The following is a 15546-nucleotide window of genomic DNA, read 5'->3' on the forward strand; positions in this document are numbered from 1 at the left end:
TCGGATACAATATCTTGAAGGAGAGTCTTAAAGAATAAGGGGGCAAATCAGAAATAATGGTTTGTTCCTTATTGAACTAACGGAGCAGTTTAGTGAAGGAAGAGTTGTTCTTTTACTTATAGTGTAATGGTTTTATAATTTATTTAAAAGGATGAGGTCAATGAGTGAGATAACCTTTGAAAGTGATATTCTCTATTCCCAAATAGCTGTATTTCAGTATGGTTTAGAAAATCCCTTCAATGACTGGAATGATACTCATGTTAATCAAGGTTTTGCTTGGAGAAAAGGTTCTGTATCTTTTGGAACTATGTCTGATGATGAAGAATGCAAAATTACCGTGAGAGTTAGTGATGTTAAAGAAGTCGATACAGATGCTATTAGGGCAATTACTGTCCCTTTTTATATCAGTAACAAAGGGATTGAAGTTGGTTCTATTATCGAAACAAAAGCGATTGATATTGAACAAGGAATGTATGAGTTGCTTTTTACCGTACAACGATTAGGAAATGGGTTGGATCATTACACATTTTCTTTCATGAAAAATGATAATCCTTTGGCGAAAATTATTAAGGCCGATGAAGAACTAAATCCACCTTCAGTGTTAGTGATGAACGCTGAACCAGCAATATAAGAAAGTCTTATTCAATAATAGGGGGCGTTTCTCTAATATAGAGAAGCGTCTTTTTTAGTCGTTCAAACTCATATGATACGCTAATATTACTAGAAATTTTTTAATGAAAAGTGACCTCATCAATTCAACAGCTTGAGTATATAGTACATTTGATGTTCAAAAAATAAAAGGGGAGGGGGACTACTTGTGAAAAATACAACACAAATGACCAAGCACTTACTGATACTACTCTTTGCTTTTATACTTATAGGATGTAGCAATGAATCACCGGAAGAGGCCATAAATAATGGTTGGTCTAGTGAAATACAAGTAAATGATATCATTTCTAGACAAAAAACAGATGATGGAAGAGTCGTTCTTTTTACTGCCCAAGGAACAGATGAGGGTGACAGGTTTGAAAAAGTAGGATTCGCATTACTAAAGCGGCAGAGTAATCAAGATTGGGAATTCATTGTTTCTAATATGACTGCCATCACTGATGACTCCCATAGTACAAGACACAGCGTATTACATTACGAAACAGATGATGGAAATGTAAAGAAGCTGCCTATAGCGTTCGGACACTTAAAAAATAAAAATATAACGACTGTAACAGCAGAGGTGAACGGCAAGATAAAAGAAATCGAAATAATAGACACTAAATCAGGCCGATATTTCTATCAAGTGAATGCATGGGGGCCTATAGAATTTTTAAATAGTAATGGAGAGGTTATGGATCAATACGGCATATAGAAGTTTGTATTTGGTACCATGATTTCAAATCTCTATATAACTGGGGTGTTAATATAAAACGGGAAGTCGTATTATTTACATTAATCGCTGTAATAGTTATTTTAGTTGGCTGTAATAAATCAGAGGAAGGCCCCTATGAAGGGATTTTGATGGTTAATGGAGAGAAGTACACGTGGCAAGGTGAAATTGAAAAGGATGAGTTTACAATTGGAGAAAAAGTAGGGGAAGTTGAAAAGAAGGTTGAGAAAGAAGTCATGCCAAAAACAAATTTCTCATCAAATATCTTAGAAGTAGGAGAAGAAATCTATATAGCAGCAGAGAGTAAGAAAGTAATGATGATAAAAAGAGAAGACGAGAGTTACTATAAGTTTACAGCAGAAAGTTACTTCAAAGGTGATGGTTAAAGGGACATTACTGTACATTTTTTCCCTTGCAGGATGAAATAAGAGAGTGGTTTCAAACAAGATAAGTGGAAAGGAAGTGCAGACATGAAGAAGTTACAGGAGTTTTCTAAGCACTATCAAGAAGACATGAACTGGCAGGTCAAGCAGGATAGCTATGACATGACAAAATCATCGTTGCTGAATAATTACATGATGCTGACGACGGAGGTCGCCGAAGTAGCGGAAGAGTTTCGGACCGCGTTCAACCAGACGAATACATACATCAACGAGGGCATGGATGAGGACGAGGCTTTTGAGAAGGCGAAGGAAGAAATCAAGGAGGATCTCGGCCGTGAGTTTGCCGACTGCTTGGCATACATAACGAAAATGGCGAACTACTTTGAGATCGATCTTGAGGACAGCTTTTACTCGAAAATGGAGGAAGTGAAGAATCGGAAGAATAAGGACGTCGGGATTGTACAAAAGTAAAGAAAACAAGAGTCGCCCGGCATATGCGCGAGCGGCTCTTGTTTTACATAGATTTCGATTATAATTTGTCCGGCAGTTGATGTAGGGTTTCGATCATCAGATCCAGCTTACCCTCGACGCGGTGCAGCAAGTAGAAGGTGACCGCGATCGGGAAGCCGACATCTGTGATAAACGTAAACCACATATCCATCCTCTCCACCTCATTTCTTTTGATTAAAAAAGCCGCTATGCTCTTCACATAGCGACCTCGTCTTTATAGTTCTACATCAAAGACATTGCGTTCGACGATGCGGGCTTCTTTCTTTGCGACAAGGTTGCCACCGCTTGAGTAGAAGCAGTCTTCCTGGATGATCGCATCCATCGCCGCATTGACCAAGGCTGGATCAGCGGGTTCGACAGGTTGATCGAGTGAAATCGTGACGGTTTTGTTATCCTCATTCAAAAATTTCAATTCGAGCTTTTTCATTAGTTATCCTCCTTTGTTTGTTTACGCTTCGTAAATCATGAATTCATCGTTACGCTCTATTGTAGACAAGACAAGCTGTTGAAGTGGTTCCAGAGCAGCAGCTACAGTGTGCAACTGTTCAGATGTTGCAGTTGTTTTCACGTTGTTGAAAGACTTTGTTCGATAAACGGCTTTTCCTTCTAGGTCGATGCCATCTTCAAAAATCAACTGAAGCTGGCTGTCGATCATTTCTGCGTTTACGGCCATCGTGATCACCTCCTTTCACTTCTATAATCGAAGCGGACGCTCTGGAGGTGTCATGGTTTTTCATCTTTTTCTGCAGGAGGCTATAGGACAAGCACGATATCGGATAATTCCGCTTCCCTATGGTAAAATATGAGGGTTCATACGTCGCAGCAAGAAGGGAGCATCCGTTATGGTCCATATAGCCAAACGTGGGTACACCTTTTTTATCAGTTTATATGTCATCATGCATTTTATCGTTTATTTCATAGGGGGAGATTCGTTATCGACGACTCTCTCGTTATTCGGACTCGCCGCCTTTGCGATCGGGTTCTTCTTTTTACCGGTCAAACAGGCGTCGATCTCACTTCTCTTATTAGTCATCGCGCTGATTGTGCACCTGACAGCAGGCACGTCCCTCATTGAAGGGGCGGTGTCCGGGTTTACGGTCATGAGTGGGTTGATTGCGCTCTTATTGATTGTCCCGACCATCAGCTGGGTGCTGGAGGAGAAGCCTTATATCGAATCGGTCATCAACTTCGCGCAGAACTTGCTGAATACAAGCCGCAAGTTCTATTTCGGGATGATGGTCATCACTCAAATCATTTCCTACTTCCTTTTATTCGGATCGATTCCGATGGTGTACGGGATGATCAACGACTTCCTTAGCAATGAAAAGGGGGAGGCGTGGGAGAACTATAAAGGGACGGCGATGCTTCGTGCCTTCTCGCTGACCACAATGTGGGTCGTAAGCATTCCGAGCTTTATTTTTGCCGTGGACGCGCTCGGCGCTTCCTTGTCGCTATCGATCTTGCAAGGGTTCTTCATTTCATTTGCCGGGATTTTGTTAGCGACGCTGTTCTCCTATTATCAGGAGCGCCATTACGGCGTCGATTTGACGGAGGGCATACAGAAGGAATTGAAAAAGGTTGCCGATCAGAAGAAAAACGAGACGAGAGGCAATCGCGACGCGCTCGAATTCGGCTTTCTTTTCGTCACGTTATTCGGGTCGATTTTCTTATTGAATGCGTTCTGGAGTGCGGAGTTATTGTTCATCATTCCGATCGTCATCGTCGGATGGGTGCTGCTCAACTTTTTAATTCGAGGAAGAGGCAGCGCGATTATCGAGAATGGAAGAGTCTACTTATCGAAAAGCATCCCGAACAAAGCGCAGCAGTTCTCGATTCTGCTTGCCGCCGGGTTCTTGATCAACGCCGTCAATCAGTCAGGCTATGGTAAATACATTATCGACGGCTTGTTCTATATGACGGACGCCGTACCGTTCCTGAACTTCTTATACGTGCTGCCGTTTGTAGTAATCGTTCTCGGCTTCATCGGACTCGGACCGCTGACGGTCATCGTACTCGTTTCAGGGATCCTGCAGGGAGTAGAGCTTCCATATCCGCCAGAAATCGTCGTGCTCGGGATTACGTCCGGAAGCGTGATTTCCATTATGCTATCACCGCTGATTCTACCGTCGATCATCTTGAGTTCGGTAAATGGGGTGAGCATCGTGAAGAATGGCTTGTTGTTCAACTATAAATACGCGATTGCGTTCTATGTGATGGTGCAGATCTATTTGCAGCTGTTTGTGGTGTTCTTTCTTTGAGCGTGGGGACGGTTCTCTTGTTTGCGAACAAGAGAACCGTCCCTTTGTTTGGTTACATGACGTTTTAGTAGTGGGAATAGTTTAGAAACGGTCTTTAAGGAGCTACTAATGCCGGTTTCTTATACAGAGGTGTTTATGAAATGGTCTTTAACATCATTTTAAGACGTTATTGCCTTTCCATTCGTCACAAAACAGCTTTAATCGATCGTTCTGAGCGAAAGTGCTCGCCCCCGATAATTTCCAAACAAGAGAACCGTCCCCTTGTTATTTAAATTTTTTGATAATAATGGTACACTTATAGGAGACTAAAATATACTAGAAGAGATGTGCATTCAGACTGATTTATGTAAGCGTCACCAACCGTGGCGGGCCATCTTTTCTGCCATATAGGGAGAATGAAAGGGAATGAGTAAAAGTTATACGAAAACAGACGTTATCTTAATTGGCGCAGGGATCATGAGTGCAACCTTGGGATCTCTGCTGAAGGAACTGGCACCTGATTGGAACGTTCGTGTCTTTGAAAGTTTGGAAAAAGCGGGAGAAGAGAGTTCGAACGTGTGGAATAACGCGGGCACAGGCCACGCGGCGCTATGTGAGCTGAACTATACGAGTGAACGTTCAGATGGCACGATCGACATGAGCAAAGCGATCAAAGTCAACGAGCAGTTCCAGGTGTCGCAGCAATTCTGGTCGTACCTTGTGAACAGCGATAAAATCCAAAACCCTCGTGAATTCATCACACCGTTGCCGCATATGAGTTTCGTTCAAGGCGAGCAAAACGTGGCGTTTTTGCGTAAGCGTTATCAAACGATGTCGGATCATCCGTTGTTCCAGGATATGGAGTTCTCCGATAGCATGGAGCAGCTGAAGCAGTGGATTCCGTTGATGACGAAGGAACGCGCTTCGGAGGAACCGATTGCGGCTACGAAAATTGATAATGGGACAGACGTCAACTTCGGTGCGTTGACGCGTAAGATGTTCGACCATTTAGAGGCGAACAATCTTGAAGTGAACTACAAGCATAGTGTCGAGGATATCAAACAGAACAGTGACGGTTCGTGGGAAGTGAAAGTCCATGACCAGGAGAACGGACGGATCGAGTACCATCAGTCCGACTTCGTGTTCATCGGTGGCGGCGGTGGAAGTCTTCACTTGCTGCAAAAAACCGGAATTCCTGAATCGAAACGCATTGGCGGGTTCCCTGTCAGTGGCTTATTTATGGTGTGTAACAATCCAGAAGTGATCGAGCAGCACCATGCCAAAGTGTACGGCAAAGCCAAAGTAGGCGCGCCTCCGATGTCGGTGCCGCACCTGGATACACGCTTCATCGATGACAAGAAGTCGTTATTGTTCGGACCGTTTGCCGGTTTTTCACCGAAGTTCTTGAAGACCGGATCACTGCTTGATCTGATCACGTCTGTGAAAAGCGATAATCTCGTAACAATGTCCGCAGCCGGCGTGAAAAACATGTCGCTAACGAAATATTTGATTGAACAAGTCATTTCGTCGAAAGAACAGCGTATGGAAGAATTGCGCGAGTTCATTCCTGATGCGAAAAGCGAAGACTGGGGTCTCGTCACTGCCGGTCAGCGCGTGCAAGTCATCAAAGATACCGAAGACGGAAAAGGAACGCTTCAGTTCGGTACCGAAGTCGTTCACTCCGCCGACGGCACGATTGCCGCCTTGCTAGGCGCATCGCCGGGTGCCTCGACCGCTGTTCACGTCATGCTGGAAGTCATCGAGAAATGCTTCCCAGAGCAAGCGAAAGAGTGGGAGCCTCAAATTCGTGAAATGATTCCGTCTTACGGTAAATCTCTGGCTGAGCACCCTGAGCTGCTGAGAGAAATCAAGAAGTCGACAGCGGAAGCGCTGGATTTGATTGAGAAGGAATATGCGAATAGCTGAATGAGATAGCGCCTCCGGTCCTGAAGTGGATCGGAGGCGTTTTTTTGAGTGTCATGTTGATGCTTTTTTGGCTTAGGGAACAATAATGGGAGGTTCGGGAACAATCCTTCGTTGATCGGGAACAATCACCGTGCGTTAGGGAACAATCCACCCACGAACGGGAACAATCACCTCACGTTACGGAACAATCCACTTGGCATAGTAGTTCCCTCCAAGTAGATTCTAGTCGTTGATTAAACCTCTTTGATATTCTGCAATACTCGTATATTCGTTGTGTAATGTTCTCGATAGATTGATGAAAATCGGAAGCAGTTGTCGGTATTCTTTGGTGGCTTCTTCATTCGGTGAATGCTTGTACGTGCTGCCGATCATGTCTGATGCGACATCGAATGAATCGACTTTACCGGTTGCATAGAGTCCTAGAATACAAGCGCCGAGGCACGAGCTTTCGTAGCTTTCCGGCACGACGACGTCGGACTCGAAAATGTCGGACATCATCTGTCTCCACACTTCGGATCTGGCGAAGCCGCCTGTCGCTTGAATGCGTGTGACCGGACTTTCCATACATTCGGTTAAGGCTAAAAATACAGTGTACAAGTTGTAAATGACACCTTCTAAAGCGGCGCGGATCATATGTTCTTTTTTGTGGGTCATCGTTAACCCGAAGAAAGATCCGCGCACATCCGGATTCCAAAGCGGCGCTCGTTCACCCGCAAGGTACGGGTGGAAAATCAGGCCGTCAGAGCCCGGGCGGACGCCTTCAGCGATCTTCGTCAACACTTCATACGGGTCGATGCCTAATCGGTTGGCCGTCTCCATTTCCGCTGAGGCAAATTCATCGCGGATCCAGCGAAGGATCATACCGCCGTTGTTGACGGGACCGCCGATCACCCAGTGGTCTTCGGTTAACGCGTAACAAAACGTCCGGCCTTTTTCATCGGTTTGCGGCTTTTGGATGATCGTCCGAATCGCGCCACTTGTTCCGATCGTGACGGCGATTTCGCCTTCTTTGATGGCGTTCACTCCAAGGTTTGAGAGCACACCGTCACTCGCTCCGATGACAAAAGGTGTCTCGGGATCGAGGCCGATCTGATCCGCTAATGCTGCGTCACAACCCGTAAATGTTTTCGTTGTGGAAACGAGTTCAGACAGCTTGTCACGTGAGATGCTGGCAATCGAGAGCGCTTCTGAGTCCCAGTCGAGTTTTTCAAGATCCATCATCCCCATCGCAGAAGCGATCGAATGATCGACGACGTACTCACCGAAGAATCGGTGGAAGACGAATTCTTTAATGCCGATATATTTCTTCGTCTTGGAATCGATCCCAGACTCACCTCGCACGAGCCACGTAATCTTGCTAAGTGGCGACATCGGGTGGATCGGCGTCCCGGTTCGTCTGTACACGTCATGTCCGTTCCATTCTTCTTTGATTTTCTGAGACCAGGCCTCGCTCCGGTTATCCGCCCACGTGATGCAAGGGGTGAGCGGTTGGTCGTCTTCGTCCATCGCAATCAAGCTGTGCATCGCACTACTGAACGAAACGAAGGAGATCGTTTTATCCTGATGCTCCCGCGCAACGTTCGTCATCGCCGTCAGGACGGCTTGGAAAATTTCTTCCGGATCTTGTTCCGCCGTTGAAATGTCAGGAGTGTGAAGCGGGTAGCCGATGTTTTCGTTCGCGACGACCTCGCCTTGTTCACTGAATAAGACCGCTTTGGTGCTGGTGGTGCCGATATCGACACCCATCATGTAGTTAGTCATCGTGTTCGACTCCTTTAGTAAACGTCTGCTGCGATGTCCATAGATCTTCGACTCTTCCTTGGACGTCGTCAAAATTCTGGTGAAGCGATTGAACCATCAAATCGCGGTCCTTCTTACTGATCGCTTCGATGTATAGTTCGTGGTTGCGGATGATCCGGTCGAAGTCGTCGTACGTTTCTTCAAATCGCATTCTCATCGATAGTAAAATCAAGCTCTCAAGCGTCGGCTTCAAATTGTTCCAAATCATCAAAATATGCGAGTGATCAATGGACCTGACGATCGTTTCGTGGAACGCAACGTCCTGGAAGGAAAAATCGTCGGCATCTTGATACTTGATGGCGATTTTCATCATCTCGAGTGTTTTGCTCAATTCCTTTGCGACCTCAGTCGTGTCCATCTTCACAAGACGCTCGAAGACAAACGTTTCAATCAGCAACCGCACATCGTAAATCTCCTGAATTTCTTTTTCCGTAAGCTCAAGAACCACAGCGCCCATGCGCTCGAGGCGAAGTAAATTTTCTGATGCAAGGACTTTCAATGCTTCGCGGATCGGTGACCGACTGACCGAGAACTCCGCCGCCAGTTGATTCTCAGATAGAATTGAACCGCTTTCAATTCGTCCCGAAATAATACGCATCCGCAGTTCGCAGGCAACACGCTCACCGGCAGAAGCTTTATTCAACCATTTGTCTGGATATAAGTTTTTGTTGGATTCAGCCATGCTTTCACCCTCTATCGTTATCGTTAATGTGTACTTGTTCAACTTGTATACAAGTATTATGGCATAGGATTTTTATTTTGAAAACGCTTTTATTAGATTTTTTTCTGAAAAATGGTGGCGACTCGTCGCTGAGTGCCTTCGTGAAAGGGTTGAAGACTGTTGGGATTTTTTTGAGCGGTGGCTGTTTGTGCATGTTTTATTACTCTTTAATACGGCTATAGATGGGTAGTCTTTCTATAAATGAAGGAGGAAGAAAAGAATGAAATCGTTACAAGATGCATTGAAACATAGAGTCGGCTTAGGCACGGCACCTTTAGGAAATATGTTCAGAGAAGTACCTGAGGATGAAGCAAGGACAACAATCCAAACCGCTTGGGACCAAGGAGTGCGCTATTTCGATACGGCACCATTCTACGGAGCGGGGCTTGCGGAAATGCGGCTCGGCGACGTATTGAGCCAGTATGACCGCGATGAGTATGTGTTGAGTACAAAAGTAGGGCGCTACGTGACCGAGGAGACCGAAGATAAGGAAGGGTTGTTCTCGCACGCGCGGAATAATAAAGTGATCACCGATTACACAGAAGATGCGACGAAACGCTCCATCGAGCAGAGCCTGGAGCGCTTGAAGACCGATCGATTGGACATGGTCTTCGTCCATGATGTGTCCCCGGACTTTCATGGCGATGAGTGGGTCGCGAAGTTTGATGAAGCTAGAAAAGGCGCATTCCGCGTGCTGAGCCAAATGCGCGAAGAAGGCGTCATCAAGTCGTGGGGACTTGGCGTCAATACGACGGAGCCGATCGAGCTCGCGATGGAACTTGAGGAAAATCGCCCTGACATCAGTCTATCCGCCACCCAGTACACGCTCTTGAATCACGAACGTGCCTTGCAGCGCATGATGTCGACAGCTGAGAAAGGTGACGTCGATATCATTGTCGGCAGTCCTTACAATTCAGGCGTCCTGCTCGGCGGCGATCATTACAACTATGCCCCGGCTGACGCGGAAATCATCGGACGCGTCAATCAGTTGAAGGAAATCGGAGACAAGTACGATGTTCCGTTGAAAGCGGCTGCCCTACAATTCTCAACCGCACACCCTGCCGTGAAGTCCGTCATTCCAGGTTCGACACGTCCAGACCGCATCAAGGAAGACTTAGCGATGATTCAACGAGAGATCCCTCGTGAGTTCTGGGACGAGCTTGTGAATCGTGGGTTCATTTCAGCGAATGCGCCTTTACCTGAATAATTCGTTTTGCTTACGACCGTTTCAACATGGAGACATCTAGAAAAGCGTGGAGAGAAACACGATCTCGTCACTTTTTCGGTACAAGGGGAGTGGAAAGTGTTGAGATGACCCTCCTCACAACGCTTTTCTAAGGTATGAATATGTAAAACCGCTGAGAACACCCCTATCACCGCAGTTTTTCAGAATGATGAGTTAAGAAATGGTAGAGAAGTCATGTTGATCGAACCACCACAGCTTGGAAGAGTTGTGGTGGTTGTTTTTTTAGGGTATAAAAAAGGAAAAGGAGTGTGGAGAACATGACGAAGAAACCGGTTGTAACGGTCATTGGCAGCATCAATATGGATCTCACGGTATCGACAAAGGTCGTCCCGCGGCAGGGCGAAACGGTCATGGGAGATTCTTTTGCGACGTTTCCAGGTGGAAAAGGGGCCAATCAAGCTGTTGCTGCCGCACGGCTCGGGGGTGACGTCCGGATGATTGGAGCGGTCGGCTCTGATGTGTTCGGGAACGATCTTTTGGAACATTTGCGTCGTGAAGGTATAGACACTTCAGGCGTTGCGTCTGTAGACGGTGTTTCAACAGGTACGGCGACGATTATTGTGAGTAATGGTGATAACCGCATCATCGTGGCACCCGGTGCGAATCATGAAGTGACGGTTCCGCTTGTCGAGCGTTTTGAAGAGATGATCAAAGAGAGTGATATCGTGCTCGTTCAGTTAGAAATTCCACTTTCACCGGTTGAGTATGTTTCTAAATTGGCGGTCGATCACGGTGTTCCTTTGATCGTCAATCCCGCTCCATATCAGACGCTGCCGGAAGCGGTACTACGCGGTGCGACGTATCTTACGCCGAACGAATCGGAAGCAACGTTATTGGAGGCCGACTCCCCATCCACGAAAGAAAAATGGATCACGACGATAGGTTCAGCGGGGGTACGTCTGAACAAGGATGACGTCATCGTGCCTGGTTATCTCGTTGATGCGGTGGATACGACAGGGGCTGGAGACACTTTCAATGGAGCGCTCGCAACAAAACTAGCGAAAGGATCGAGTCTAGAAGATGCGGCTCAGTTTGCCAATGCAGCTTCTGCTCTTTCAGTGCAAAAGCTTGGGGCGCAGCAAGGAATGCCGCACCAGGAAGAAGTCGAATCCTTTTTGAAGCAGCAAGGTTGAAGAGCTTCTGGCTTGATTCTGGAAATGAATTGGGTTTTGATGGAGATATAAATTAAACAAGGAGGAATGTTCGATGAAGTGGGGCATTATGGGAGCGGCGAATATTGCGAAGAAGATTGTCATTCCAGCGATTCAGCGGGCTGAAGGGGCAGAAATTGTCGCGGTCGCAAGTTTGAGTGGCAAAGAAAAAGAAGTGGCGGAGACGTTCGATATTCCGACTACATACGAAAGCTATGAGGCCCTTTTGGCCGATGAGGAGGTCGAAGCGGTCTATATTCCGCTGCCGAACCATTTGCATAAGGAATGGACGATCAAAGCAGCCGAGGCAGGGAAGCATGTGATATGTGAGAAGCCGGCGGCGTTTAATAGAAAAGACGTTGAGGAGATGATCGCAGCTTGCTCAAGCAACGGAGTGTACTTCTTAGAGGCGTTCATGTACCAATTCCATCCGCAGCACGAGAAAGTGAAGCAGTTGATCGAAAATGGAGCGGTCGGAGATGTGGCGATGATCCGCGCAAGCTTCTCATTCTTCTTTGATCGTTCGAATTACAATATCCGTCTCGATGCCGAAAAGGGTGGCGGTTCCCTTTGGGATGTCGGGTGCTACGGCGTTCACTCCGCATTGAATATCATGGATGAGGACGTGAAAGATATCCAAGTGACCGGTAAAATCGATCCGAAATATGGAGTAGATACAACCGCTGCTGCATCGCTTCGGTTAGCGAATGATGTGGTCGTTCAAATCGACTGCAGTTTTGATGCCACTTTCCGAAATGAGTATCAAGTGGTTGGATCAGACGGCGTGATCACTGTCCATGACGCCTATCGTCCCGACCGAATGGATCACCAAGGCAAGATTACGGTCGCCAATAGTGACGGTGAAGAAACCTATGTAGAAGAAGGCGATCAGTACCGTCTTCAGGTCGAGAACTTCATGTCAGCGATTCGTGATGGTGGATCGCTCGAGAGCTATCATCAGTCGACGTTGAAGTACCTCGATGTGATGGAGAAGCTACAACAAGGGTTAAAGCAATAAGAAAATGACCGTCTCTATGGGTTCGATCCTGTAGGGGCGGTTTTTTATGGGGACGGTTCTCTCGTTTGGGCACTGATGAACGAACAAAAGAACCGTCCCCATGAAGGGTTTATCTCCCTTTATGTCGAATTATGGAAAAAGGAGTCTGTAAGGAGTGTCAGTATGGAAAAATGGGATATTTACGATAAAGATAGAAATTTGACAGGCAAGCAAATGAAGCGTGGCGAAACATTCGAACAAGGTGATTATCATCTAGTGATTCACGTGTGTCTATTCAATCAATCTGGAGAAATGCTCATTCAACAGCGCCAACCAGATAAAGAGGATTGGAAGAACATGTGGGACATCACCGTCGGCGGTAGTGCCATTTCAGGTGAAACAAGTCAGCAAGCGGCGGAAAGAGAAGTGAAAGAAGAGATTGGGTACACACTTAACCTTCAAAACAGACGTCCTTCCCTGACGGTGAATTTTGAAAAGGGATTTGATGACTATTATCTTATTGAACAGGATGTAGACATCTCAAGCCTTTCATTACCTACTGAAGAAGTATCGCAAGTAAAGTGGGCTTCCAAGGAGGAGATCGTGCACTTGATTTCAGAAGGTTTATTTATACCTTACCGGGTGCCTTTGATTGAATTGTTGTTTGATATGAAAAGCGGCATGGGAGCGCACAGTAGAAGGGAATGGTGAGGGTTACTCTGTTGAATGATCATATAAAGGTTTGTTAGAAGAAAAAAATATATCAAAAATGGTTTGGAGAGATTGGATTGAGTACAGCCGGAGTCTTCAAGGTAGATATTACACCACCGCTAGGCATAGAATTCATCGGATATCATAGACCAACTGGTGTCACGAGCGTTGATGAACGGATTTACGTAACAGCGGTCGTGTTTGAAGGAGATGAAAATAAGACTGTCTTTATAAGTATTGATAACATAGGCATGCTGATCGAAGATACATTAAGAATTCGTGCACAGATATCAGAGGAACTACATATCCCTATCGAAAAAGTCACGGTTGTTTATACGCACACCCATTCAGGACCTGCGACCGTTAGCAATAGTGACATTGTGAAGGCTTATAAAGAATTGTTAATTGAAAATACGGTCAAAGCAGCTGTGAAGGCCAATGATAAACGGCAGTCTTCAGAAGTAGGCTGGAACGTTACATCTGGTGATATAGGAGTTAATCGAAGAGAAGTCACCGACGACGGCAAAGTGATCATGGGAGTGAATGAGGAGGGGGCCGTGGACAGACGGATAGGTATTCTAGCGATAAGAAATCAAGAATCGCAAAAGCTATCAGGAGCCATTGTTTTTTGTACGAGCCATCCTAATGTCTTAAAGGCTGATAGTGACATTTTATCAGCGGATTATCCTGGACTAACAAGAGAGATTCTAGAACATACACTTCAATGCCCTGTGATCATCGTTCAAGGGGCTACTGGAAATGTAAATGCAAAATATCGTGGTTCTAAGGAAGCCATAAAACAAATGGCTTACGTATTGAGTGGTCATGTGCTCACGATCATCCCTACAACTGAATTCAGTCCTATTTCAAGACTGAAAACCATTTCGACTCATTTAAAAATGAATTTGAAAGAGATTCCCGAACCGAATGAAATAAAAAGAATGGCAGCTCGGGCTGAGAAGCAATGGGGAGTTAATACGGATAAATGGCTTATGGAGATGATGGATAAGTATAAACATGAAAGACAGCAATCCATTGATTTGGAAATTCAACAATTTCAAATCAATGAAGGCTCATTTTCAGGAATCCCTATGGAACCCTTCTCTGAATCAGCTCTGGAAGTTCAATATAAGCTGAATCAGGAACTTTCCTTCTTTGGTGGCTATACAAATGGCTACCTTGGTTATTTGCCTCCTAAAGAAGCCTATCCGTTTGGAGGTTATGAAGTAGAACTGAACCCTGTAGTATATGGACCTATTACGGGCTTATGGATGCCTCCAGCGGAGAATACAGCTGAATTGGTTGTGAATAAGGTCTTGGAGCTATACCATGAGTGAAAATTCTTTCGTGTCCTTTTTCTAGAAGAGAGTGGTCCTCATAGGTCAGGTGTGAAAGTTATTGAACGTGAGAGTGCTTGCTTGATAAGTTGCAGCTAAATAGAGGACGTAAACATAAGAGAAGGTGTCCCGGCTGCTTGGTACACATTTGAAGATCCATATGGTAACAAAATCGGCTTATTTCAAGACTTATCCATAACGAATTGAGGTGATTATGATCGAACGTAATAGATATTCTCTTTCAAACGAAAGGATTCGGTTAAGAGAAGTTAACGAAGACGATTGGAAAGGTGTACATCGATACGCATCACAAAATATAGTATGCCAATACCAACCTTGGGGTCCGAACACAGAAGAGGACTCGAAAGGTTTTGTTCAACAAGTGCTGTTTGATGCCGCGAAGGAAACGCGGTCAAGGTTTGCATTTGCCATCATATTAGACGCGGATATGATCGGAGTTGGAGAACTGAACATAACAGATTTTACGAACAAGGTCGGAGTCATTTCTTATATTGTCCATCCAGATTATTGGGGGAAAGGCATTGGAACGGAGGCTGCGAATCTATTAATCAAGTTCGGCTTTGATGATTTCAACCTTCACCGTATATACGCGACCTGTGACCCGAGAAATGTTGGTTCATCAAGAATTTTACAAAAAGTCGGGATGACAAAGGAAGGAAGAATGCGAGAGGACCTGTTTATAAAAGACGGCTGGCGCGATTCATTCCTATTCAGCATTTTGGAAGGTGAGTGGCATGAGAGAAAGGAAGAAGGTTCAGGATGATTGAACGCATAGACACGATGTGCCTTAAAGTTAGCGATGTGGAGAAGTCCAGTCAATGGTATCAAGAAATACTAGGCTTTGAAGTGGCTTTTCAAAATAAAGGATACAGAGTACTGAAAGTTGGGAGCGGCGGTATTCCCTTAACCATTGAAGAAGGTGTCACAACAACAGGTTCAAGTCAGAATTATCCGATCTTCTTCGCTAGAGATATTGAGGGCACCTATGAAAAATTGGTGAGTGAGGGCGTGAAGGTAGATCCATTACAAAATGATGGGGTGAACCACTTCTTTGATTTTTACGACTTAGATGGGAATAAATTGCAGGTATGCTTTTTTGAATCGTAAAAGAGTTAATAGTGGATG

General features: G+C 45.4%; 18 protein-coding genes. 13 read left to right on the forward strand and 5 right to left on the reverse strand.

Going from position 1 to position 15546, the window contains the following annotated elements:
- The first annotated feature begins 160 nt into the window (after positions 1-160).
- From comJ to H0266_RS08235, 4 genes are all read left to right on the forward strand, one after another.
- Positions 161-631 carry a competence protein ComJ gene (gene comJ / locus H0266_RS08220; RefSeq protein ID WP_181471930.1) on the forward strand — a complete coding sequence of 157 codons (471 nt, stop codon included), beginning with the start codon at positions 161-163 and terminating at the stop codon, positions 629-631.
- A 186-nt stretch (positions 632-817) separates the two neighbouring features.
- Entirely contained in the window at positions 818-1363 is a 546-nt protein-coding gene (locus tag H0266_RS08225) for a hypothetical protein (RefSeq protein ID WP_181471931.1), read from the forward strand.
- Between the two features lie 149 nt (positions 1364-1512).
- Positions 1513-1767, forward strand: coding sequence for a hypothetical protein (locus H0266_RS08230; RefSeq protein ID WP_181471932.1), 255 nt, complete (start codon positions 1513-1515; stop codon positions 1765-1767).
- Between the two features lie 84 nt (positions 1768-1851).
- Positions 1852-2235: a MazG nucleotide pyrophosphohydrolase domain-containing protein gene (locus H0266_RS08235; protein WP_181471933.1), complete on the forward strand. Its 384-nt coding sequence runs from the start codon at positions 1852-1854 to the stop codon at positions 2233-2235.
- Positions 2236-2293: 58 nt separating this feature from the next.
- On the opposite strand, the gene H0266_RS08240 is transcribed toward H0266_RS08235, so the two are convergent.
- The 3 genes from H0266_RS08240 to H0266_RS08250 all read right to left on the reverse strand — a co-directional run bounded on the left by H0266_RS08240 (position 2294) and on the right by H0266_RS08250 (position 2947).
- Complete coding sequence (locus H0266_RS08240; RefSeq protein WP_181471934.1) at positions 2294-2425, reverse strand: YvrJ family protein; 132 nt, start codon at positions 2423-2425, stop codon at positions 2294-2296.
- A gap of 63 nt (positions 2426-2488) precedes the next feature.
- Positions 2489-2701, reverse strand: a complete 213-nt coding sequence (locus tag H0266_RS08245; protein WP_181471935.1) for a DUF2922 domain-containing protein — start codon at positions 2699-2701, stop codon at positions 2489-2491.
- A gap of 21 nt (positions 2702-2722) precedes the next feature.
- Positions 2723-2947 carry a DUF1659 domain-containing protein gene (locus H0266_RS08250; protein WP_181471936.1) on the reverse strand — a complete coding sequence of 75 codons (225 nt, stop codon included), beginning with the start codon at positions 2945-2947 and terminating at the stop codon, positions 2723-2725.
- Positions 2948-3116: 169 nt separating this feature from the next.
- On the opposite strand from H0266_RS08250, the gene H0266_RS08255 reads away from it, so the two are divergent.
- Together H0266_RS08255 and H0266_RS08260 are read left to right on the forward strand one after the other, a co-directional pair.
- Positions 3117-4532 carry a hypothetical protein gene (locus tag H0266_RS08255; RefSeq protein WP_181471937.1) on the forward strand — a complete coding sequence of 472 codons (1416 nt, stop codon included), beginning with the start codon at positions 3117-3119 and terminating at the stop codon, positions 4530-4532.
- 405 nt (positions 4533-4937) lie between these two features.
- Positions 4938-6437 (forward strand): malate:quinone oxidoreductase, encoded by a 1500-nt coding sequence (locus H0266_RS08260; RefSeq protein ID WP_181471938.1) that lies wholly within the window; start codon positions 4938-4940, stop codon positions 6435-6437.
- Positions 6438-6659: 222 nt separating this feature from the next.
- Here the strand turns inward: H0266_RS08260 and gntK are convergent, their stop codons facing one another.
- A complete protein-coding gene (gene gntK / locus H0266_RS08265; protein ID WP_181471939.1) occupies positions 6660-8198 on the reverse strand; it encodes a gluconokinase in 1539 nt (512 codons plus the stop codon).
- The gene (locus H0266_RS08270; protein WP_181471940.1) at positions 8191-8919 is read right to left on the reverse strand and encodes a GntR family transcriptional regulator; all 729 of its coding nucleotides are present in this window, start codon (positions 8917-8919) and stop codon (positions 8191-8193) included. Before H0266_RS08270 ends, gntK begins: the two co-directional genes overlap by 8 nt.
- Positions 8920-9178: 259 nt before the next feature.
- On the opposite strand from H0266_RS08270, the gene H0266_RS08275 reads away from it, so the two are divergent.
- The 7 genes from H0266_RS08275 (at position 9179) to H0266_RS08305 (ending at position 15528) form a co-directional block, all read left to right on the forward strand.
- Positions 9179-10165, forward strand: a complete 987-nt coding sequence (locus H0266_RS08275) for an aldo/keto reductase (RefSeq protein ID WP_181471941.1) — start codon at positions 9179-9181, stop codon at positions 10163-10165.
- Between the two features lie 296 nt (positions 10166-10461).
- Positions 10462-11337 (forward strand): ribokinase, encoded by an 876-nt coding sequence (rbsK, locus tag H0266_RS08280; protein WP_181471942.1) that lies wholly within the window; start codon positions 10462-10464, stop codon positions 11335-11337.
- Positions 11338-11410: 73 nt separating this feature from the next.
- Positions 11411-12373, forward strand: coding sequence for a Gfo/Idh/MocA family protein (locus H0266_RS08285; RefSeq protein WP_181471943.1), 963 nt, complete (start codon positions 11411-11413; stop codon positions 12371-12373).
- A 162-nt stretch (positions 12374-12535) separates the two neighbouring features.
- The gene (locus tag H0266_RS08290) at positions 12536-13063 is read left to right on the forward strand and encodes an NUDIX hydrolase (RefSeq protein WP_181471944.1); all 528 of its coding nucleotides are present in this window, start codon (positions 12536-12538) and stop codon (positions 13061-13063) included.
- Positions 13064-13140: 77 nt separating this feature from the next.
- Positions 13141-14400 (forward strand): neutral/alkaline non-lysosomal ceramidase N-terminal domain-containing protein, encoded by a 1260-nt coding sequence (locus tag H0266_RS08295; RefSeq protein ID WP_181471945.1) that lies wholly within the window; start codon positions 13141-13143, stop codon positions 14398-14400.
- Positions 14401-14614: 214 nt separating this feature from the next.
- A complete protein-coding gene (locus tag H0266_RS08300) occupies positions 14615-15184 on the forward strand; it encodes a GNAT family N-acetyltransferase (RefSeq protein WP_181471946.1) in 570 nt (189 codons plus the stop codon).
- The gene (locus H0266_RS08305; RefSeq protein ID WP_181471947.1) at positions 15181-15528 is read left to right on the forward strand and encodes a VOC family protein; all 348 of its coding nucleotides are present in this window, start codon (positions 15181-15183) and stop codon (positions 15526-15528) included. Before H0266_RS08300 ends, H0266_RS08305 begins: the two co-directional genes overlap by 4 nt.
- The last annotated feature ends 18 nt before the right edge of the window (positions 15529-15546 follow it).

Source organism: Halobacillus locisalis (assembly GCF_013694105.1).
Taxonomy (GTDB): domain Bacteria; phylum Bacillota; class Bacilli; order Bacillales; family Halobacillaceae; genus Halobacillus; species Halobacillus locisalis.